A 21484-nucleotide genomic window follows, 5' to 3' on the forward strand; every position below is an offset into this window, starting at 1 on the left:
TGTTTGCGGTAAAAGTTTGAGCCAATGGTCCTTTAACGCAGTAATAAACGTAGGTCGAAGGCAAAACCCGGCAACACAGTCTCGCCGGTCAGGGGTTGCTCAAAATCAGTGTGTTTACTGATGGTCCCATCGGCCCGGTAAATGAATACTTCCTGCCGAACAGGATCGATGAGCCACCCTAGTTGAACCCCATTGTCGATATACTCGCGCATCTTCTCTTTGGCCTTTGGTAACTGATCACTCGCCGACATCAATTCGACCACAAAATCGGGGGCCAGCGGCGGGAATTTCTCCCGCTGTTTGTCGGTCAGGGAAGCCCAGCGGTCATCGCTGATCCAGGCGGCATCAGGCGAACGCGTAGCCCCATTAGGCAGTTTAAACGCCGTAGACGAGTCAAAGCCGATCCCGCCAGATTGCATGGTCCATCCATAGATGAAGTAGGTAAGCGCCGCGTTCCGATTTCCGGTTTTCCCGCCTGTATTTGGCATAACAACAATGGTACCATCTGGATTTTGTTCCAACTTGAGTTCCTCGTTGAGTCGGCAAAAATCATAGAAGGCATCATCGTCCATTCGGTCGAGACCAAATTTGACGTTCATTCCTTCCAGTTGCTCCTGGGGCAGGTTTTCGAGACTGAGTGTCATGCCAGTATGCGTTTGTTACAAAGATACAAAAACCACAACACCCCATGAATCAGCCAACCAACGTACCTGAATACTGGCTCCGCGGCCCCCTACCCAACGTACCCGCCTTGCTGCAACCTGCCGCCCACGCCCTGTTGCAGGCGCGCGACGACATCCGGCACGCCCTCGTCGGTTTCCCCGATTCAGCCCTCTGGGTACGTCCTGCCGGGCTGGCGTCGGTGGGGTTTCACCTCCAACACATCGCCGGCGTGCAGGATCGGATGCTCACCTACGCCCGTGGCGAGAAACTGACCGACGAGCAGTTTGCCGCGCTGAAACAGGAAGGCCAACCCACCACCGGGCAGGACACCGTAGCAGCGCTGTTCGACCGCCTCAGCCACCAAACCGACCGCACCCTGGCGGCTCTTTACCAAACCGACCCCGCTACCCTGACCGAGTTCCGCCCCGTTGGCCGCGCCGGGTTGCCCTCCACCGTTGGCGGGCTACTCTTCCACGCCGCCGAACACAGCATGCGCCATACCGGACAGTTGCTGGTCACGGCGAAGGTGGTGTTGGATAATGGATAATGCACGATGGACAATGTACGATGTATAATGTACGATGTATAATGTACGATGGACAATGCACGATGTATAATGAGTGGTCGATCTTCATTTCTCATTGTACATCGTACATCGTGCATTGTCCATTATCCCTGTACTTTCGCGGTTATGAATCTCCCGCCTGCTCTTGTCAACGACGCCGTTTCGTTATTGAAAGACCTGATCGCCACCCCGTCGCTTAGCCGGGATGAAGGCCCTACCGCCGACCGCATCGCCACGTATCTGGCTGAGCACGGGGTTCCGTATGGTCGTAACGGGCATAATGTCTGGGCAAAAAACCGCCACTTTGATCCGGCTAAACCAACGCTGCTGCTCAACTCGCACCACGATACGGTAAAGCCCAACGCCTCGTATACCCGCGACCCGTTCAGCCCCACGGTGGCCGATGGCAAGCTCTACGGCCTCGGCAGCAACGATGCGGGCGGCTGTCTGGTGAGTCTGCTGGCCACCTTTGTGCACTTCTACGACCGCGCCGATCTGTCGCATAACCTGGTGATGGCGGCAAGTGCCGAGGAAGAGATTTCGGGGCGGGGAGGCATCGAACAGCTCTGGCCCGACCTGCCGCCCATTGATCTGGCCATCGTAGGTGAACCCACACAAATGCAACTGGCGATTGCCGAAAAAGGATTACTGGTACTCGACTGCACCGTGCGCGGCCGGGCCGGACACGCCGCCCGCAACGAAGGCGACAATGCTATTTACAAAGCACTACCCGCCATCCACTGGTTTCAGACGTACGAGTACCCGCGAGTGTCGCCGCTGCTGGGACCGGTGAAACAGACCGTGACGATCATCAACGCCGGGTCGCAGCACAACGTTGTGCCCGACACCTGCACGTTCGCCGTCGACGTGCGCGTGACAGAACAATACACGCTGGAAGAGGTGCTCGACATTGTACGCGCCAACGTACCCACGGTGGAGGTCACGCCGCGCTCGGTGCGGTTGCGGTCGTCGGGCATTGCGGTCGAGCATCCACTGGTGCAGGCGGGCCTGGCGTTGGGACGCACCACCTACGGCTCCCCCACCCTATCGGATCAGGCGCTGATGCCGGTACCGTCGCTCAAGTGCGGCCCCGGCCATTCGGAGCGTTCCCACACCGCCGACGAATTCATCTACCTCCACGAAATCGAGGAGGGCATTGCCGGGTACGTTGCCCTGCTGGATCGGTTTCTGGCAACAACCGTATCAGTCTGAGCGTTTTAGAAGAACGGCCCGGCAACCCCGTCGGGCCGGTCCAACCCAACTCAACGCCATGAAAATCAACGCACTCCTACTTGGCCTGGGGCTGCTTGTCGCTACGGCGGCACAGGCGCAGGACTCCATGATGGTCAAAAAGCCGCAGCCAAAGCCCGAAACCATGCCTACCCGCCGCAGCCGGGGCACCGCCAAGCCCATGCCCAGCCCCAAATACGGCACCCTTCCCGACCGTCGGCGCAACATGGACAAAGCCCCCCTGCCACCCGATTCCAGCCAGGGAACGATGAAACGCGACACGGTTCGATGAAGCGACAGGGCAACGGGTTGATGCTGACTCTCTGGGTTAGCCTGTTGGTGGTGTGTCAATCGGTTGCCCAATCGAGTATTTCGTTGCACCCGCTGGTCGATACCACGCAGTCCGACATCCGGCAGGCGGTGACCCTCTGGACAACGTACCTGCGCTCGCGTCCTGACAGCCTCTACGACAATCCGTACTGGAACGACGCCGAAAAGCAGGCAGCGGCGGCCTTTGGCGGCCGGTTCGACCTGCTCGAGCGCGAGTTTGAGCCGACGCTTTACCGGGGCTATCCCGTGCAGATCCTGAGCGTGGTCAACTACAACGGCCTGTACCAGATCAAGTCGTTGTTTGGTGGCAACAACCCCAAGGGCCGCAGCCCCAACCTCGTAGCCATCACCAACGTCTACGCCCGCCCCGGCACCGCCGACGCCACCGCCCCGTGGCAGCTCTACAACGCCCTGCCCATCAACCGCGACAAACTGTGGCAAGGACTGCGGGTCGGTTATGTGCAGTATTATTTCCCGCGCTACCACGTCTTCGACAAGCGCAAAGCCCTGCAGCTCAACGACTTCATCGAGCAACTGTGCCGCGACTTCAGCGTTCCGCCCCAAGCCATCGAATACTACCTCGCCGATACGGCCGAAGAACTGCGCCAGTTGCGCGGGATCGACTACGAAGCCACCCTCAGCGGAGCCAGTAAACCCACCGGCCGGGCTGTCGACAACCGCGTTTTTTGCAGCGGACTGGGTGAATTTTACCCGCATGAGGTGGTACACGTGCTGCTCAATCCGCACTTTCCCAACCAGCACCCGTGGGTGGTCGAGGGCGTGGCCACCTGGCTGGGCGGAAGCCGGGGCCAACCGCTAAGCTGGCATCTGCACCGCACGGCAACGTACCTGACACAGCACCCTGAGCTAAACCTCGCCAACCTGCTGACCCTGCGCAACCTCGACGAATACACCGACTACCGTTACGCGCTGGGTGGGCTGCTCTGCCAGTTAATACACGAGAAAGGCGACTATCCCCTGCTGAAACAGGTCATGAACGCGGGCCGCACCGATGCCGTCCTGTATCAGGCCATCGACACGTACCTAGGCGTACCCCGCCCTCAACTGAATACGTACCTGCGCGAGAAGCTACGGGCTTATTTGTAGCAAGGGGTAAAACTGACCAACGGGAGTTATGAACGTCGTTTTTAAGGTGTAATGGTTTTTTGTCATCCCGACGATAGGAGGGATCTTGAGGTTTCCTAACTCGTAGCAAGGTTAGTTCAAGATCCCTCCTATCGTCGGGATGACAAAAAATCATTAATTAAATCATTCATTACCAATCATATAACTCACTACATCCTCTATATAGCTTACTGAATTTCTACGTTTTCGTGAAGACGCTATACGAAGCCTCACCTCGGCAAGTGTGACTCCATCCGCTCGTTTACCCCTATCAGCCTTTATTGTCAACCATTTATCACAGTATCCCTTGCTTTTTCAATTAGTATTTAGACATTTGGCTAATTATACAAGCATACCATGAACGCACTGTTTAAAGCCCTCAACGACCCCACCCGTCGGCAGATTCTGGAGCTACTTCGGCAGGGCGACCTGACAGCGGGCGAAATCGCCGAGCAGTTCGACATGAGCAAGCCCAGCATTTCGCACCACCTCGACCTGCTGCGGCAGGCGGGCCTCGTCGACTCCACCAAACAGGGACAGTTTATTACGTACCGGCTCAACACCACCGTGCTCGACGAGCTGCTGGCCTGGCTCATGGGGTTTACGGGATCATCGGTCCTGAACACGTCGCCGCCAACCCCGTCCGACCTGCCCTCGTCCGATCCATCCCCACGTACCGATTAAATACCTCACCAGCATGTCTTCGTCTACAAGTTCACAAACGGCCTCGTCGCCAACGCCCGAATGGGTGTTCATCGCCATAACGGCCCTGCCCCTGCTCTATCTGGCGGCCATCTATACCCAGTTCCCTGCCAACGTACCTACGCACTTCGGACCGACCGGCCAGCCCGACGGATATTCCTCGAAAGAAGGACTGGCTATCGGGTACGTACTCGGCATGGGGCTACTCTACGGCCTGCTGCGCGTGTTGCCCGCGATCGACCCCACCGGCCGCCTGACACCAGCGATCTACGGACCGATGCGCCTCACGATCAATCTGTTTCTGGCCGGGATAGCCACGGTGATTCTCTACATCATCCACACGCAACAGACCGGTTCAGCCGTCATCAACCTGATTCTGTCGACGGTTTTTCTGCTGTTCGCGGGCATTGGCAACGTCATGCTGAACGTACCCAGAAACTACGTCGTAGGCATCCGCACGCCCTGGACGCTCAACAGCGACACCAACTGGCGCAAAACGCACCGCCTCGCGGGTAAGCTCTGGGTAGCGGGGGGGCTGCTGGCGTTTGTGATCAACTTTTTCCTGCCCACATCGCTCAAGATCGCGCTGGCCATTGCGGTGCCGATGGTGCTGGCGATTATCCCGTTTGTCTACTCCTACCGACTGTTTAAGCAGGGACTATGCGTAGCCTTGCTGCTCATGGTCGGTGCCGGCCGCACCTTTGCCCAGACCGAAGAGCCCGTCAGGTACGTTGTTACCCAGCCAGCGGGCGTCAGCGTCACGCTCGACGGCACGCTCACCCTGCCCGCCAACGCCACCCAGCCGCTGCCCGTGGTGCTGCTGATCGCGGGCAGCGGTCCCACCGACCGGAACGGCAATGCCCCCGGCGCCAACCTGAACATGTACCGCCAACTGGCCGACAGCCTCACCAAACGGGGTGTGGCGGTGCTGCGCTACGACAAACGGCTCAGCGGCACCAACAGCTTCGTGGCGGCTACGCAGTTGATCAAGCCGGGGCTGTCGTTCGACTACGTGGTGAGCGACGCCGTTGGCTTTATCCGGCAATTGCAGGCCGATAAACGGTTTTCGCGGGTGATCGTGGCGGGGCATTCCGAAGGGTCGCTGGTGGGGATGCTGGCCGCGGCGCAAACCAACGTCGACCGCTTTGTGTCGATTGCCGGGGCGGGGCAAAACATCGCCGACGTACTCAAAACGCAGTTTGCCGACGCGGGCATTTCGGGCGACAATTTGGCCCTCGCCCAACGCGATCTCGACTCCCTGCGGGCGGGGCAGCGCGTGCAGAAACCCGTGGCCCCATTGGCCAGTTTGTTCAGCCCCGTCAATCAGCCGTATCTGATTTCGTGGATGCGCTATGACCCCGCCCGCAGCCTACAGGCCTACAAAGGGCGGGTGCTGCTGATTCAGGGACGGCACGACATTCAGGTGCCGGTGAGCGAGGTCGAACGCCTCAAAACTGCCCGCCCCGACGCCCAACTGCTGCTCATCGACGGTATGAACCACGTGCTGAAAGCCGGACCCGCCGACCGCGCAGGTAACATCGCCAGCTACACCGCTCCCAACAGCACCATCCTCCCCGCCGTCGCCGACGCCATTGCTACGTTTGTAAAATAAGGGATTAGGGAGGTTGACGCGTGGCTGCTGCTGGCGCATGGCCTCCATTTTCCCCCTCCCCTAATTCGCCGAATAATGCTGTAGATAAGCGACGAGGCGGTCGAAGTTGATCTGTTCGTAGGCGTTGGGCGATTGGCGGTCGAGCTGATGGCGGTACAGGTCGATCAGGCCGAGAAAATGCGGATTGTGCGTGAGGCTGGCGACCGTAAGCCCCTTGTAACAGCGGAACGTCTGGTTATATACGTAAGGGCACGGATGCGCCGGATCGTCGTTCAGGATGCGGTCGAGGCTGCGGAGCGAACACGCCTCGTTGAGCTGCTGAAAGCCGTCGTTTTTGAAAAAATCCATGATCTGCTGACACACGCTTTCCAGCTCGAAGTCGGAGCGGATGCTGTAGCGGGGGGGCGTCACCTGCTGATACTTGCCGATGGAGATCAGCAGCGTGTTGGCGTCGGACCGGAAATCGGTGAGGGTGGGCAGAAACTGCTGGGCAATCTGCTCGACCTGCTCATTGCGGCAACCGAAGTTGACATCGAGCAGGGTGGTGTCGCCGTAGTAGGACGGTGACAGAATAACGTTCTGGAAACCAGTGGGGGTAATGCGACGAAACTGCTTTTTTTCGGGCAGCAAGGCGAATTCATAGTCGCCAAAGAAGCGAGCCAGTTGCCTGTAGAGGCTGGTTTCAAAAGGCGTAAGGATCATGGCCTTCGGTGGGCCGAAGCCCGTATGGCAAGCTTGTTACGGGGAAGAGGAAACGTCAGTCAAGTTAACGATTTTTGTTTAATATGGTTTAAACAAATTTAGCAAATCGACACCCGGCTTCCGATTTTGCGGAAGCAACGGGCGGCCAGGCTGGCACAAGGAGGTGAAACTTTTGGCCGGCGCACACGGTTATACTCATACACAACCTGGGGGCGACTGGAATTGACAGCTTGCTGAAAGCGCGTGTAAGCATGCCGGGAGTGGGTGACAGTTCCCGTCCAAACAAATCACCAAAACAATAACTGGCGAGTATAACTACGCCATGGCTGCTTAATCCGGAGGATCTAGCAAATGCCATCGTCTCCCCGACCTACGTGCTGCCGGTTGGATCAGGAGGCGTCGATCTGCAGCGCTGGCTTCGTTAATCGTTGTGACAAGAAGCGAGACAAAACAACGTAAGGTGTCAGATAGGCCAGTGGTGAGCCAGTCTGCCGCCCGACAATCCTAATCACCACTAAGCATGTAGAAAGCGCGACGTTTTCCTTGACTGGACCAGGGTTCAACTCCCTGCGTCTCCACAATTAACACTGTAAGTCAACTAGTTACAAGATTTACACATTGTATTACCCAAAAGGGAAGAGACTATGTATCTCTTCCCTTTTTTGTTGATTAGGAATTGACCTGATACTAACTGCGATCACGGATTCAGGCTTCTCGCATAAATTCATATTTCGGGGCATCATGCAGCACGACTTACATTATGAAGTTGAAGTCGATAAATAGCTAACAAAGGATTTGCAAGGATGAAGTATTCATGGTTACCCTTATTGCTGACTGGATTAAGCTGTCATGAGCCGGAGAAAGCACCTCCCCTTGATGAGGCAAGTAGGCTAGCTGGCGACTACGACCTAGTGTACTCGTACATCGGCAATAATTTTGACCCGTACGTTAAATTGACAGGATCACTCCAGTTGGTTAGACTTGACGCCAAGACGGTCAAGCCCACCTTCAAAATCAGTGGCTTTGCAGATGGCCTCATCGAGAAAGGCACTTGGCAGCTGACAAAAATAACGGAAGATTCAGTCTTGTGCAGCGCTTCAGGTTATTCATGCGGGGTCAAGAACGGCTTGGTTGATATGAAAGGATATGCCGATGGGACCATATTCTTCCGCTTCAAAAAGAAAGATTGAACATTGTTAGCAGTAAACAATCTTTTAGTCTTACCTCTCACAATCCCACCATCGCGTCGTTAATCTTCTCCAAACGACACTCCGAAAGATATCCCTCTCGATTAGCGCTTGCGATCTAACGCCACGCCGATCATGCGTTTAATTAAACGATTGGCGGAATTCAAGTGGGGAGGTGCTTGTCTTGCTTTTGAACAGCTTGCTGAACGATTGGGGGTGCTCGAAGCCCAGGCTGTAGGCAATCTCGCTCACGGATAGTTGGGTGGTCGATAGCTGCGCTTTGGCCTTCTCGATCAGCTTCTCGTGGATGTGCTGTTGCGGGGTTTGGCCGGTCAGCGTTTTCAGCAGGCTGCTCAGGTACGTTGGCGACAGGTTGAGTTGGTCGGCCATGTAGCCCACCGTGGGCAACCCGCCTGTCGGTAGGGCGTCGCTCTTCAGGTACGTGTCCAGAATGGCCTCGAAGCGGTCGAGCAGGCTATGGTTGGTGATTTTGCGGGTGATGAACTGCCGCTGGTAAAAACGGTCGGCGTAGTTGAGCAGCACCTCAAGCTGGGCGATGATAATACCGTGACTGAACGTGTCGATGGGCGCCTGATACTCCTGCTGAATCTGCTGCATAATACCAATGATGATGGCCTCCTCTTTCTCCGACAGAAACAGGGCTTCCCGAATCGAATAGTCGAAATAGTCGTGCTGCCGGATGGTTTTGGCCAGGGACGTGTGCCACAAAAAATCGGGGTGAATCAGCAACAGCCAGCCCGTGTGCTCGTGCGACGCGTCTTCCGAAACGGTCAGCACCTGTCCGGGGGCCAGAAAGACCATCACGCCTTCGTCGAAATCGTAGGGCTGCTGACCGTAGGTCAGTCGGCCGCTGAAGTTTCGTTTCAGCGCAATCGAATAGAAGTTGTTCACCACGCTTTTCGGCCTGTCGACCCACTGCGGCCGGATGTCCTCGAACCGAACCACGCTGATGAGCGGGTGGGCGGGTTTAGGCAGGCCCGCCAGTTTGTGGTACGCCGACAGGGTGTCGTTTCGGTGCAGCGAGTCGGTTGGCATAGGATAACGGGGTTTATCGGCGATTTTAACCAATACTAGCTACGAGCATTTTGCAGCCTAACTTATTTATTAGCTACAAGTTGATTAGTTTTTTTTGTCATCCCTCCTGCGTCGGGATGACAAAAAACGGGTGACTACGTGTTTCGGTCAGGGAGACGAAAAAGGCCCTTTACTGACTCAAGGCTGTTCACACCTTACCCTACAAGCTATACAACAACCGTAACCCGTCGGTGAGGGTGGTGGGTTTCCGGCGGAGGAGGGTTTCCAGATCCGGGGTTACACCCGCCTCCTGTCCGTTGGCAATGTCGGTGATAAACCCGACAATGCGTTGCGCCATCACCTCGGGCAAACCCCGGCCGATCAGCTGGCTTTTAAACTGTACCGGGTCAGCAGGCGTGTAAGTTATGGCTTTGCCGGATAGGCTGCTCAGGGCGGCGGCGATGTCCTCAAACGAGTAGGCTGTGGGGCCGGTCAGGTGGTACGTCCGGTTGCCTTCCGCCGGGGTTGCCAACGCGTTGGCGATGGCCTCGCCCATCTCGCTACGCAGGGCCAGCGCCACCCGCCCCTGCCCGGCAGGTACGTTGATCCCCCGCTCAAAAACGGCTTTGCCCCCGAGAAACTGCGGAATGGCGTCCATATACAGGCTATTCTGAAAAATCGTGTAAGGCAGGCCGCTAGCCTTGATCAACGCCTCGGTCTGGAAGTGGCCGTTCATCAATTGATTGACGAGCGTAGCCGGGTCGCTCAGCGCGCGGCTTGTGTAGGCGATGCGCCGGACACCCGCTTTCCGGGCCGCGTCCACCACGTGTTGGTGCTGGCGCACGCGGTTTTCTTCGTCCGTACCGGCAATCAACAGGACGGTCTCCATCCCCTGCATCGCAGCATCGAGGGAATCGACATCGTCGTAGCTGCCCACATGGAGGGCTATACCTTGGCTGAGCAGGTTAGCGGCTTTGGCTTCGTCACGCACAAAAGCGGCGATCTGGCCCGCAGGTACGTGTTTCAGGAGTTGCTGAATGACGGCGGTACCCAATTGCCCGGTGGCTCCGGTTACTAAAATCATGACGTTGTGCTGGTTTGATTATGACAAAGGTCCGCCACGCCCAGCGCCCGGCCGTAGCCAGATTTGTGATTGTTGTAGCCGAATTAACTGCCCGCTTTCCCCCGCCTGGCTATGGGCTTTTCTGTGTACCTTCGCTCATCTCCTTATCTTCCTTATTCCCAGAACAATGGCTACGGTCAAACTCACCATCAATAACCAGCCGCAAACCCTCGACGTCGACCCCGAGATGCCCCTTTTATGGGCTATTCGCGACGTAGTGGGCCTCACCGGCACCAAATTCGGCTGCGGCATCGGGCAGTGCGGCGCCTGCACCGTTCACCTCGACGGCGCACCCATCCGTTCGTGCAGCGTTCCCGTTTCGGCGGTAAAAGGCCAGAAAATCACGACGATCGAAGGCTTGTCGAAAAACGCCGACCACCCGGTGCAGAAGGCCTGGATCGAGCATCAGGTACCGCAGTGCGGCTACTGCCAGTCGGGGCAGATCATGAGCGCGGTGGCCCTGCTGAAACAGGTACCCAAACCCACCGACGCCGACATCGACGCCGCCATGCAGGGCAACATTTGCCGTTGCGGTACTTATGTGCGCGTTCGGCAGGCCATCCACACAGCATCAGCCGAGTTGAACACGACCCAGAAATTACCCAAAACAGCCTCTAAACTCGGTAAGCGATGAGCCAGAAAACAACTTCCTCAGGAGCTGGGTACGTTGCCCGCCGAGACGTACTGAAAACCCTTGGCCTTACGGGCGCGGCCTTTGTGCTGGGTACGTCGGGCAGCAACGCTGCCAGCGTGTTGGGTACGTTGGCTACCCCCGACGCCCTGCCCGCCGCCGAGCTGACGCCCTACATCATTATTGAACGTACCGTGGAGGGCCACCCCGGAAAAATCACCCTCATGAACACCCGTCCCGAAATCGGGCAGGGTACGTTCCAGTCGATTCCGGCGCTGATTGCCGAAGAACTGGGCGTAACACTCGATCAGGTCACGATCCGGCAGACAGGTGGTCAGAAAGCGTTTGGCTGGGCGCAGTTTGCGGGTGGCAGCATGTCGGTACGGACCGACTACCTGCCCATGCGCAAGGTAGGGGCCTCGGCCCGCGAGATGCTCGTGCAGGCCGCCGCCACCACCTGGAATGTACCCGCGAGCGAGTGTACCGTTGCCAACGCGCGGGTGTGGCACAAGGCCACGAACCGGAGCCTGGGCTATGGCGAGCTGGCCGAAGCAGCGGCGAAACTTCCCGTTCCGACCGACCCGAAACTGAAAGACCCGAGGGACTTTGTCATCCTGGGCAAAGACGCTAAACGGCCCGACGTACCCGGCAAATCGTCGGGCAAGGCGCAGTTTGGGATCGATATGAGCGTGCCGGGTATGGTCTACGCCTCTATCGAGCGCAGCCCGGTCTTCGGTAGTAAGGTGGTGAGTGTCGACGATGCCAAAACGAAGCAGATCAAAGGCGTGCGGCAGGTGCTGAAAGCCGAGCGGGTGCTGGAAAGCCGCCGGTTCGAGGGCGTAGCCGTGGTCGCCGACACGTATTGGGCCGCGTTGCAGGGCCGGAAAGCCCTTCAGGTACGTTGGGATCATCAGGGACACGACGCGTTCAGCAGCATTCAATATGAACAACACCTGCGCGACCTGGCCAAAACCGACGGCCTCGTCGATCATAGCGTGGGTGATTTTGCCAAAGCCCTTGCCGAAGCGCCCGTACAGCTCGAAGCCTTCTACGAAACACCCGTGGTGAGCCACTCGCCGATGGAGCCGATGAACTGCCTCGTGAGCTGGACGGCCCCCGACGCGGTCGAAATCTGGACATCGTCGCAGGTGCCGGGCGGCATCAAGAGTCAGATTGCGGGCGAGTTCAAGATCAGCCCGGATAACGTAAAGGTCAACATCACGTTCAACGGTGGCGGGTTCGGTCGTCGGCTTTACCCCGATTATGTGCTCGAAACAGCCCACATCGCCAAGGCCGTCGGGAAGCCGGTCAAGGCCATCTGGACACGCGAAGACGACACGCAGCTTGGCCCGTTTCGTCCCATGACCTTCTCGGCAATGCGCGCGGGGCTGTCGGCCGATGGCAAGCCGCTAGCCTTCCAGCACAAGGTTATTTCGCCGTCGCTCGACGCCACGCTGGGCAAGCCCCACGACGGCAAGAAGGTCGACAAAACCATGACCGAGGGCATCGGCGAGCAGAAGTACGAGCTCCCGAACCAGGAAAGCCGCTACGTTTACGCCGAATCGCACGTTCCGATGGCCGCCTGGCGGGCCGTGACGAGCACCACGCTGGCCTTCGCCCACGAGGGTTTCCTCGACGAACTGGCGCACAAAGCCGGTAAAGACCCGATGGATTACCGCCTGTCGCTGCTCACCAAGGAGTCGGACACGAAGCGCGTGCTGACGAAGCTGCGCGAGGTCTCGAACTGGGATAAGCCACTACCGGCGGGTAAAGGCCGGGGGGTAGCGCAGTGGGAGTTTTTCGCGGGGCTGGCCGGTCAGGTGGTCGAAGTCGCCAAACTGGCCGACGGCTCGGTGAAGGTCGAGAAGGTGTATTGCGTGATCGACCTCGGCACGGTAGTCAATCCCGACATGGTGCGGGCGCAGATCGAAGGGGCTATCTGCATGGGGCTGGTGGCGGCCACCAAAGACGGCATCACCTTCGCCAACGGGCAGGCGCAGCAAACCAACTTCGACACGAACCGGATGCTGCGGATCAACGAGATGCCCAAAATCGAGGTGCATATCCTGGCCGACGGTGGCCCCACCATCAAAGGCGTGGGCGAACCGGGTCTGCCGCCGCTGGCTCCCGCGCTGGCCAACGCGATCTTCGCCGCCACGGGTAAACGCCTCCGCCGCCTGCCCATGAACCTGGAGAAAATAGCTTAAACGCGAAGTCGCAAAGGTACACGCGAAGGGCGCAAAGGATGTCAAATGGTATTCTTTGCGCCCTTCGCGTGTACCTTTGCGACTTCGCGTTTAAACAGCATGGCGAAGAAGAAGCAGAAATATTACGTGGTGTGGCAGGGACGGCAGACGGGCGTGTTCGACGATTGGGACGTGTGCCGGAAGCAGGTCGAAGGGTTCGACAAGGCGCTATATAAGTCGTTCGACAGTAAGATCGACGCCATGAAAGCCTACACCGACGACCCACGCCGGTACGTAGGCAACAAGCCCAAAACCGCGCCACAGCTCAAACTCAGCAGCCTGCAACGCCCGCCCATCGAGGATAGCGTGGTGGTGGATGCCGCCTGGAACACGGCCACTGGCGACATGGAATACCAGGGCATCTACCTGCCCACCCGCGAGAAAATCTTCCACCGCGGCCCCTACCCCGACGGCACCAACAACATCGGCGAGTTTCTGGCGATCGTGCACGCGCTGGCCCTGTTGCATCAGCGCAACAGCAACCTGCCCATCTACTCCGATTCGCGCACGGCCATTAGTTGGGTGAAAAAGAAAAAAGCCAACACTAAACTCGACCCCACGCCCCGCAACGCGGAGTTGTTTGAGCTGCTCGACCGCGCCGAGACCTGGCTCACTACCCACCGCTTTGCCAATGCCATTCTGAAGTGGGAAACCACCGAGTGGGGCGAAAACCCCGCCGACTTCGGCCGAAAATAAGTACCAGATAGTCAGGAGAATACACTACCTTGTCGATTAACAGGCTAACCCGTACCTGCCCCTTAATCACGTTGTTATGGCTTCTCAATCCGATCTGGAGTTTACGTACTCCACCATCGACACTATTTTCCGGCGCAGCGTTGGCGAAACCGGCGACTACAGCGGTGCGATGTATAATGGCGATTTCACGCTCACCCTCGAAGAAGCCCAGCGCCAAAAACACCAGTTTATTGCCGATAGCCTCGGTATTGGTCAGGGCACCAAGGTGCTCGACATGGGCTGCGGCTGGGGTCCGTTTCTCACCTATATTAAGGGACGGGGTGCCAACGCCCGGGGTGTCACGTTGTCGTCGGCACAGGCGGCGGCCTGCACCAAAAATGGCCTGACGGTCGAGGTGAAAGATTGCCGGCAGATCACCCCCGCTGATTACGGGACGTTCGACGCCGTTTCGTGCATTGGCGGGCTGGAGCATTTCTGCTCCATCGAGCAGTGGAAAGCCGGGCAGCAGGACGCCGTCTATGCCAATTTTTTCCAAAATCTAGCCCAACTTCTGCCCAAGGGCAAACGGTTCTACATGCAGACGATGGTGTTCGGCAAGAACATGATCGACTACGAGCAGATCAGCCTCGACGCCCCCAAAGATTCAGACGCCTACGCGCTGGCGCTCATGATCGCGCAGTTTCCGGGCTCGTGGCTCCCTTACGGCTATCAGCAGGTCGAGCGGGCAGCCAGTAGCCATTTCAAGCTGGTATCGGAGAGCAGTGGCCGCCTCGATTACATCGAAACCATTGGTCAGTGGCGCAAGCGCTTCCGGGCCTTCGACCTGGAGAAGTACCTGCTCTACGCTTCCCTCCTGCCGCGTTTGCTCACTAACCCAGCCTTCCGCGACCTTATCGCCGTGTTCCGCGTAAGCCCCAACCGGGTCTGCTTCGAGCGCGAGACGATGGATCACCACCGGCTGGTCTTCGAGCGGATATAAGGGAGGGCATCAGGCTTCGCCGTCATTGATGGTCATTTGGCTTCGCCGTCATTCGTTGTAAAAACAATTAATGACTATGAATGACGGCGAAGCCAAATGACAACCAATGACTCCCCATCCCCTCAATAATTCCCAATCGACAGCATCACCAGCGTGCAGGCCTCGATGGGTTCGATCCCTTCCTGCTGAAGCTGTCGGGCGAGGTCATCGTTTTCGGCACCGGGGTTGAAGATGACCCGGCGGGGCTTCAACTTTTTCAGGTAGTCGACGTACCCAGCCTGATTGCGGGCGCCCACGTACATCGTCACCGTGTCGATATCCGTCAGTTCGGGCAGCCCCGTCTGAATGGGTACGCCCTGTACCTGTCCGGTTTTCAGGCCAATCTGTTCAACGTCGTGGCCGTGCTGCAATAAACTGCGGGTAGCCCGGTTGGCATAGCGGGCTGTATTTTCGGTCGCGCCGATTACCAATGTCTTCTTACTCATATTCTTTTGAGGTAGTCATCTCTATTGACAAAAACAGGCGCTCAGTTGTTCAGAATGCGTTTTCGCTGCTTATTTTTGTTAATTGTTCACTCTACATTTCGGCTATATAACCCGCAAAACGCTAGCCTATATACGTTGCCATTCAGTATAAACTATTGATAATTAATGCGTATCCGCGTTCTTTTGCTACCTTCGGTGGAATTTTAGTGTTCAACTTTTGTTAAACATTAAGTTCGCTCTCACCGTATTGTTAGTATTAGGCACTCACACTTCATAAATGATTCAACGATGGCTACCTTCTGGAACGAACAATGGGTGCCGATCAGGTTTGAGGGCGTCAACGAATCTCCAACCTATGAGGTATCAAACTTTGGCCGATTGCGCAGCTTTCGGTCAGGGGCTGAGGGCACAATCATCAAGGGATCGGTCATTCAGGGCTACCGATCACTCAACGTTCGCATCAAGGGTAAGATCATCAACCGGTATGTCCATAAGCTCGTAGCCGAGTACTTTCTGGAAGCCGGCCGCGATGATCAGACCTACGTGATTCACCTCGACCATGACAAGCTCAACAACCGGGCCTCGAACCTGCGTTGGGCCTCGAAAGAAGCGATGATCGAGCATAACCGAAACAACCCCAATGTGTTGAATCGGCCGCAACCCAAACGAACGCGCAATTACAAGCTGACCGAGAGCAAGGTGATGATGATCAAGAAGCTGCTTCGGAACGACAAAAATCGGTTGAAGATGATTGCCCGGCAGTTTGGCATCACTCACACGCAGCTTAACCGAATCCGATCGGGCGAAAACTGGAAACACGTAGTGCTCGACGATGAGCAGCCGATGCAGGAACAGGCCTCCATCTACAACATGCAGCAAAAAGGGTAGCGTCAGCTACCCTTTTTGCTTAACAGCCACCAAGACCGGGGCTGGGCTCGCCAGGGGCATGTCAATAAAGAACGACGTGCCGACGCCAACCGTCGTTTCAAACCAGATATTCCCGCCGGCATGTTCAATGCCTCGTTTCGATAGCGCCAGGCCAATACCGGTACCGCCCTGTTTGGTGCTGAAGTTGGGCAAAAACACCTTGGGCCGGATGGGTTCGGGAATGCCGTCGCCGTTATCGTGCACTTCAATGTTGGCGTTGCCATCATGAGCAAACAAACGCAGGTCGATGACGGGTTGCGTATCCTGACTTACCGACTGTATACCGTTGATGATCAGGTTATTGATGATCCGCATTAGCAATTGCCGGTCGCCGATTACCCAAACCGGACCGGCATCGATATGGCGACGGATGGTCACGCGGCGATCATCGGCAAACAGATCGGCCGCTTTGTGCAGCACCGCCGATAGTTCTACCAGTTCGTTCTGCGGCATCGGCATGTTGGCAAAGTCGGAGAACGAAGTGGCGATGTCGCTGATGTTGTCGATCTGCTCCAGCAGCGAGTCGAGGGTGCGGCTCACAGCCCGGTCGGTGATGGGGTTCATACCCGGCAGCGTCCGTTGCAGTTGTTGCAGGGTCAGCTTCATGGGCGTCAGCGGGTTTTTGATCTCGTGCGCCACCTGCTTGGCCATTTCGCGCCAGGCCGACTGCTTCTCGCTCTGCGCCAGCGAGACTTTGCTCTCTTCCAGTTTCGACAGCATTCGGTTGTACTCCTGAATCAGCAGGCCCAATTCATCGTCTGATTTCCACTCAATTTTTTGCTGGTTGAGCTGATCGAGACTGGTGCGGCGAATTCGCTGCGTCAGCATCTTGAGGGGGCGCGTCAGGCTACCGGCCGCAAAATAAGACAGCACCAGAAACACCACAAACAGGGTCGTGAAGACGCTCAGTGCCGATGACACCACTTCGAGCAACTGTTTGTCGAGTTCGGGTTGCGCGTAGAAGTACGGAACGCTCATGATCCCCAACAACCGGCCGTCGGGCGATTTCACCCCCACATACGCCGTGCTATACTGCTTGGTGCCCAGTTGTTCATACAGCAGTTTCTGGTTTTCCTTGTCTTCGGCAATGTGAATAAACGCCTGCGGGTTGATGTATTTCGAGAGGTTACCACTCTCGTAAATAAGCATCTGCGTGGACGTATAGAGCCGCCCGGCAGTATCGAACAGATTGATATCGATGTCGGCGTCGCGCGCAATCGACTGCAACTCTTCTTCCATCGCCTCTTTACTACGAATCCCTTTCAGGTTTTCGTCCAGGTACGTCCATACTTTGGCCGCAATGTTCTTCGTGTTGGTGATGTAGTTGGTTTCCTGATTGGCTACGTAGTTGGCACTGATCACCCCCAGAATAATAACCACGACCAGCACCAGCGGCAAAAAGAACGCCACGTTGAGCAAAATCTGAATGCGGGTCGAGTAGTTGATACTAAACCGCGACAGACCGTACTGCACGGCGTACAGAATGATGACCAGGATCACCGACAGTACCAGAATCAGGTACAGAAACGACAGGTTGGCCAGCACCGTACTGAGCGGATAAGCCGCCGACGATACCACCAGAATACGCCCGTTGCTGCCCTGTATACCCAGGTGACTGGTGCGTTCAACGGTAACGCCCCGGTCGTAGAGCGCGGAGTTGTTGAGCAGCGATACCGGCAGTTTCCGTTCGTAGTTGTAGCTGCCCGTGCTCTCCACCAGCCGGGGAGTTGCCGTACGGCCCGCTTTTTCGAAAAACGCGTAGCTGTACTCCCGCACGTCGGGGCTCTGAATGGTCTTGCTGTCGACCAGTAGTTCGCGGTATACGTTGCCGGGCGTGATAGGCCTTAGTTTGAGGTCGAGCACCACGTACCCAGCCACGGCCCCTGCATTGTTGCGAATGGGAACGAAGCTGACGTACTCTTTATTGAAATGGTTACCGACCTCATTGACGAAGTACAGGTCTTCGTAGATCGTCTTGTAACGGCTTTGCTGAAACCGGCTGAGGTAGTCGCTCAGCGGCGTGGCGTTAATGCTCACATCCAGCGAATTGCCCTGCGCATCGAAGGAAATGACTTCCGTATCGTACTTGTCGAGGTAGCGGTCGAGATACCGGCTCTTGATGCGCTGCTGAATTTTTTCCCGCCGCAAGGCCGAATCAGGGTGTAACACCTGCCGGATGCTCAGGTCGTTCTGAATGCCTTCGTGGGCTTTGTAAAGCAGCAGTTCGCCATACTCGTCGTTTTCGGCCAGCAACTGTTTACCCAGCGTCTTTTTGGCTAGCCAGTCTTTCCGAATGCTTTGTTCGTAGACCACGTTGGCGGCCGTAGCGGCGCAAATCAGCGCCCCCAGAAACAGATAGAGCGACGTTTTGTACTGAAACGTGTAGAGATACCGCGGGAATCGGCTCAGGTACAAGGCCAGAAAATAAGCCCCATTGAGCGCGTATACCCACTCGACCGATAGGTTGAGCAGCCAGCAGATACCCACCGCCAGACCCGAACCCGCCATAAACAGCCCAACCCCCAGCCAGCGATTGTCGGCGTTGAAACGCGTAAACAGGCTAACCAGCGTGTGCTGCGTCAGGAAGTACAGTAGCGACAGGATAACGAAGAAAAGCAGACACGCTACCTTCAGGGGCGGAAACTCAATGCTCAACGACAGATCGAGTGTGTACTGCGACTTCTCGTACAAATCGTTCAATTGGGTGAAGCTGAAGAAGAAGACCGTATAACTCAACACGACACAACCTACCGACAGCAGTCGCTGAACAAGGGGGCTCAGATGCAGTAAGCGGCGGTAGGTACGTGACCGGAAATAGTTGTTGGCGATGTAAAAAGCCAGGATCACCAGCGCGACCCCGTTGAGCATGAGATCGCCCAGCGACGGCGACAGTTCCGACGAGGCGTAGTGCTTGGCGTTGAACAGGTCGTTCTCGATGAACAGATACGGCACCCCGACGTAGAGCATCAGCCCCCGTAGCAAGAGCAGGTAGCCCGCCAGCCACAGAAAGCCCGTCTCGTAGCGCCGCCGACGCGCCGAACGGCTGATCTGCCGAATTACGTAAATACCCAGTAGCAGCACGCCCAACGTAGCCAGAATGACCGTGTTGACAGGAGTCGTGTGGTTGCGGTACGGATCTACTTTAGGGGGTATGACCGAAAACAGAAAGACAGGCGTAGCATCGTAGATGTTCTGATGCGATGGGCCTTTCTGCGTCGTCACCGACTGAGGATCAACCGAGAACAAGGCCGGATTGTAGCCCGATTGCAGGTACGTATTGGTATTGTTGTACTGCCGGTAAACGTTGATGAGCGAAAAGATTTCCAGCGTGTCCCGCTTGTGAAATGTTTTGGTCCGGCTAACGATAAACCGGCCCTGATCGAAGTCGATCAGGCGGGTGAAGGGAATGTTGGCAATGCGCGCATAATCGGGGATGAACCGGTTATCCGACCAGTAAAGCAGCTTTTTATTCCGAAAAATGTAGTAGGGATACTGCGTCTTCTGCTCCAGCGTACCAAAGGCATAGCTCGGCGTGCTGGCGAGTTTGGTAGCCAGTTGTTTCAGTTCAGCGGCACTCACGCGAGTCTCCTGCCGGATGCGCTCCTGCAAGGCCACCACATACTGCTCATCGGTAGCGCCCGGGGCATCCTGTTCCAGCAACACATAGCACAGACCCGAAAAAAGCAGGGCTATACAGGCAAGCAGTAAGAATATGTGTCGTTCGATGAAGACCACGGATGAAGAAATAAAAAATGGCAGTCAACCCATAGGTTACCTAAAATCGTGCCACATACGCAGCATTGGGCGTTAATGTTTTCGATTTGTCGATTTACTATCCTTGATGAAACACCAGACTCTTATCACTAAACACCTTTTTCCACCACAAACCCCCGCCCGTCTTCCGATTCTTCATAACCAATGGTAGCATCGAGCACGTAGAGCAGGTGTCGTTTATCGATGATGACGCGGACTTCATCGATGAGGTACACTTCGTCGGCCGGTCCGGGCAGGTCGAACCCCAGCAGCCACGACGAGCCGCAGCCGCCCCCACGTATACCGACGCGCAAGCCATACTCAGCCGGAATTTTTTGCGTTGTTAGCGTGTCAATTATCCGGTCGCGGGCTTCGGGGCGTAGCTGAACAGGGGCCTGAATGGTCATAGATGATGGGGCATTGGTCGGTTGATTCGGCGGTGCATCCTGTGGCTCCTAACCCCATGATGGCAACGCGCGTGGCAATCGACTAAACTCTATTAAAACTACAAAGATAATGGCTGTCCTTGGTGACTTACTCAAACTGTTTATTCCGGCGGCGTTGGTGCTGTATGGTATGTACCTGACCGTAAAACTTCTGTTACAACGGGAGGCCGACCGCCACCACAACGAAGTCAAGCAACGCTACACCGAAACCGTGGTACCTATTCGGCTACAAGCCTATGAGCGCATGGTTTTGTTTCTGGAACGAATCAGCCCCAACCAATTATTGCTTCGGCTGGGCGGGCAGGCTGATACCGCCCTCGATCTGCAACAGCTGCTGCTGCGCGACATTCGCGATGAGTTCAACCATAACCTCTCGCAGCAGGTGTACATGAGTCAGGCAGTTTGGGAGCAGATTCAGGGAGCCATGAACGACGTGGCGACGCTCATCAATCAGGCCAGTGGCGACGTTCGGCCCGATGCCCCCGCCCTCGACCTCTCGAAACGAATTTTCGAGCGCATCATCCAGCGCGACCGCCAGCCCACTGCCGACGCCCTCCGCGCCGTTAAGGAAGAGATTCAGCAGTTGTTTATGTAGTCCATTCCAACGGTTTTAGGTCGCTGGGCATCTTGTCTCTGAACAACCAACGTACCCATGCGTACAGCGATACTAAGTGGCCTGATTGTTAGCTTGTTAGTCGCCTGTCAATCGACCGGCGTTGGCCCCACGGGGCTTCTCTACAAAACCTGGGAGCGGCAGCCGGTTACGTCCTCAACCAACACCGACCAACTCCTCACCTTCCGGGCGGATGGTCAGGTACGTTACGGGACCAACCAGGATGAGGCTGGTTGTTGCCGACCCGGTCAATTCAAGCTCGCCAATGATCAGCTTGTGTTTATCATTTCGTACGGAAAAATAGACTGCTCGTTGGTGTATTGCGTGCAATCGCCGCTGGTTACCAGTACACCTTGGACCGTCACTACGCTGACCGAAAGCGACTTGACGATTCGCAACAACGGTCAGTCGATCACGTTCAAAGCCCGATAAAC

General features: G+C 56.6%; 21 protein-coding genes and 1 other RNA gene. 15 read left to right on the forward strand and 7 right to left on the reverse strand.

The window, feature by feature from the left end; genetic code table 11:
- Nucleotides 1-32: 32 nt before the first annotated feature.
- The gene (locus tag ACAW74_RS23165) at nucleotides 33-644 is read right to left on the reverse strand and encodes a Uma2 family endonuclease (protein WP_370700625.1); all 612 of its coding nucleotides are present in this window, start codon (nucleotides 642-644) and stop codon (nucleotides 33-35) included.
- Between the two features lie 44 nt (nucleotides 645-688).
- Here ACAW74_RS23165 and ACAW74_RS23170 point away from each other — a divergent pair, with 44 nt between their 5' ends.
- From ACAW74_RS23170 to ACAW74_RS23195, 6 genes are all read left to right on the forward strand, one after another.
- The gene (locus tag ACAW74_RS23170; protein WP_370700626.1) at nucleotides 689-1210 is read left to right on the forward strand and encodes a DinB family protein; all 522 of its coding nucleotides are present in this window, start codon (nucleotides 689-691) and stop codon (nucleotides 1208-1210) included.
- Nucleotides 1211-1354: 144 nt separating this feature from the next.
- Nucleotides 1355-2440 carry a M20 family metallo-hydrolase gene (locus ACAW74_RS23175; protein WP_370700627.1) on the forward strand — a complete coding sequence of 362 codons (1086 nt, stop codon included), beginning with the start codon at nucleotides 1355-1357 and terminating at the stop codon, nucleotides 2438-2440.
- A gap of 58 nt (nucleotides 2441-2498) precedes the next feature.
- Nucleotides 2499-2750 (forward strand): hypothetical protein, encoded by a 252-nt coding sequence (locus ACAW74_RS23180; protein WP_370700628.1) that lies wholly within the window; start codon nucleotides 2499-2501, stop codon nucleotides 2748-2750.
- A complete protein-coding gene (locus ACAW74_RS23185; RefSeq protein ID WP_370700629.1) occupies nucleotides 2747-3895 on the forward strand; it encodes a hypothetical protein in 1149 nt (382 codons plus the stop codon). The genes ACAW74_RS23180 and ACAW74_RS23185 overlap by 4 nt, the downstream gene beginning before the upstream one ends.
- Before the next feature lie 375 nt (nucleotides 3896-4270).
- On the forward strand, nucleotides 4271-4597 hold the full coding sequence (locus ACAW74_RS23190; RefSeq protein ID WP_370700630.1) for an autorepressor SdpR family transcription factor: 327 nt from the start codon (nucleotides 4271-4273) through the stop codon (nucleotides 4595-4597).
- 13 nt (nucleotides 4598-4610) lie between these two features.
- Nucleotides 4611-6227 (forward strand): alpha/beta fold hydrolase, encoded by a 1617-nt coding sequence (locus ACAW74_RS23195; RefSeq protein ID WP_370700631.1) that lies wholly within the window; start codon nucleotides 4611-4613, stop codon nucleotides 6225-6227.
- A 60-nt stretch (nucleotides 6228-6287) separates the two neighbouring features.
- Here ACAW74_RS23195 and ACAW74_RS23200 read toward each other — a convergent pair whose 3' ends face one another.
- On the reverse strand, nucleotides 6288-6929 hold the full coding sequence (locus ACAW74_RS23200) for a hypothetical protein (protein ID WP_370700632.1): 642 nt from the start codon (nucleotides 6927-6929) through the stop codon (nucleotides 6288-6290).
- A gap of 208 nt (nucleotides 6930-7137) precedes the next feature.
- On the opposite strand from ACAW74_RS23200, the gene ssrA reads away from it, so the two are divergent.
- Both ssrA and ACAW74_RS23210 read left to right on the forward strand, forming a co-directional pair.
- Nucleotides 7138-7510: a transfer-messenger RNA gene (ssrA, locus tag ACAW74_RS23205) on the forward strand.
- A gap of 222 nt (nucleotides 7511-7732) precedes the next feature.
- On the forward strand, nucleotides 7733-8119 hold the full coding sequence (locus ACAW74_RS23210) for a hypothetical protein (RefSeq protein ID WP_370700633.1): 387 nt from the start codon (nucleotides 7733-7735) through the stop codon (nucleotides 8117-8119).
- A gap of 138 nt (nucleotides 8120-8257) precedes the next feature.
- Here the strand turns inward: ACAW74_RS23210 and ACAW74_RS23215 are convergent, their stop codons facing one another.
- Together ACAW74_RS23215 and ACAW74_RS23220 are read right to left on the reverse strand one after the other, a co-directional pair.
- Complete coding sequence (locus ACAW74_RS23215; RefSeq protein WP_370700634.1) at nucleotides 8258-9172, reverse strand: helix-turn-helix domain-containing protein; 915 nt, start codon at nucleotides 9170-9172, stop codon at nucleotides 8258-8260.
- Between the two features lie 199 nt (nucleotides 9173-9371).
- Nucleotides 9372-10235, reverse strand: a complete 864-nt coding sequence (locus ACAW74_RS23220) for an SDR family oxidoreductase (protein WP_370700635.1) — start codon at nucleotides 10233-10235, stop codon at nucleotides 9372-9374.
- Between the two features lie 166 nt (nucleotides 10236-10401).
- Between ACAW74_RS23220 and ACAW74_RS23225 the strand changes: the two genes are divergently transcribed.
- The 4 genes from ACAW74_RS23225 (at nucleotide 10402) to ACAW74_RS23240 (ending at nucleotide 14826) form a co-directional block, all read left to right on the forward strand.
- Entirely contained in the window at nucleotides 10402-10908 is a 507-nt protein-coding gene (locus ACAW74_RS23225; RefSeq protein WP_370700636.1) for a (2Fe-2S)-binding protein, read from the forward strand.
- A complete protein-coding gene (locus ACAW74_RS23230) occupies nucleotides 10905-13112 on the forward strand; it encodes a xanthine dehydrogenase family protein molybdopterin-binding subunit (protein ID WP_370700637.1) in 2208 nt (735 codons plus the stop codon). The genes ACAW74_RS23225 and ACAW74_RS23230 overlap by 4 nt, the downstream gene beginning before the upstream one ends.
- Before the next feature lie 99 nt (nucleotides 13113-13211).
- Nucleotides 13212-13847 (forward strand): ribonuclease H1 domain-containing protein, encoded by a 636-nt coding sequence (locus ACAW74_RS23235; protein WP_370700638.1) that lies wholly within the window; start codon nucleotides 13212-13214, stop codon nucleotides 13845-13847.
- Nucleotides 13848-13923: 76 nt separating this feature from the next.
- On the forward strand, nucleotides 13924-14826 hold the full coding sequence (locus ACAW74_RS23240; RefSeq protein ID WP_370700639.1) for an SAM-dependent methyltransferase: 903 nt from the start codon (nucleotides 13924-13926) through the stop codon (nucleotides 14824-14826).
- 122 nt (nucleotides 14827-14948) lie between these two features.
- Here ACAW74_RS23240 and ACAW74_RS23245 read toward each other — a convergent pair whose 3' ends face one another.
- On the reverse strand, nucleotides 14949-15311 hold the full coding sequence (locus tag ACAW74_RS23245; protein WP_370700640.1) for a CoA-binding protein: 363 nt from the start codon (nucleotides 15309-15311) through the stop codon (nucleotides 14949-14951).
- Between the two features lie 288 nt (nucleotides 15312-15599).
- Between ACAW74_RS23245 and ACAW74_RS23250 the strand changes: the two genes are divergently transcribed.
- Nucleotides 15600-16199: an HNH endonuclease gene (locus tag ACAW74_RS23250; RefSeq protein WP_370700641.1), complete on the forward strand. Its 600-nt coding sequence runs from the start codon at nucleotides 15600-15602 to the stop codon at nucleotides 16197-16199.
- A gap of 6 nt (nucleotides 16200-16205) precedes the next feature.
- Here the strand turns inward: ACAW74_RS23250 and ACAW74_RS23255 are convergent, their stop codons facing one another.
- Nucleotides 16206-19973: a sensor histidine kinase gene (locus ACAW74_RS23255; protein ID WP_370700642.1), complete on the reverse strand. Its 3768-nt coding sequence runs from the start codon at nucleotides 19971-19973 to the stop codon at nucleotides 16206-16208.
- A 128-nt stretch (nucleotides 19974-20101) separates the two neighbouring features.
- Nucleotides 20102-20398: a HesB/IscA family protein gene (locus ACAW74_RS23260; RefSeq protein WP_370700643.1), complete on the reverse strand. Its 297-nt coding sequence runs from the start codon at nucleotides 20396-20398 to the stop codon at nucleotides 20102-20104.
- Nucleotides 20399-20507: 109 nt separating this feature from the next.
- Here ACAW74_RS23260 and ACAW74_RS23265 point away from each other — a divergent pair, with 109 nt between their 5' ends.
- Nucleotides 20508-21032, forward strand: coding sequence for a DUF7935 family protein (locus ACAW74_RS23265; protein WP_370700644.1), 525 nt, complete (start codon nucleotides 20508-20510; stop codon nucleotides 21030-21032).
- Nucleotides 21033-21089: 57 nt separating this feature from the next.
- Nucleotides 21090-21482 carry a hypothetical protein gene (locus ACAW74_RS23270; protein ID WP_370700646.1) on the forward strand — a complete coding sequence of 131 codons (393 nt, stop codon included), beginning with the start codon at nucleotides 21090-21092 and terminating at the stop codon, nucleotides 21480-21482.
- Nucleotides 21483-21484 lie beyond the last annotated feature (2 nt).

Source organism: Fibrella musci (assembly GCF_041321105.1).
Classification (GTDB): domain Bacteria; phylum Bacteroidota; class Bacteroidia; order Cytophagales; family Spirosomataceae; genus Fibrella; species Fibrella musci.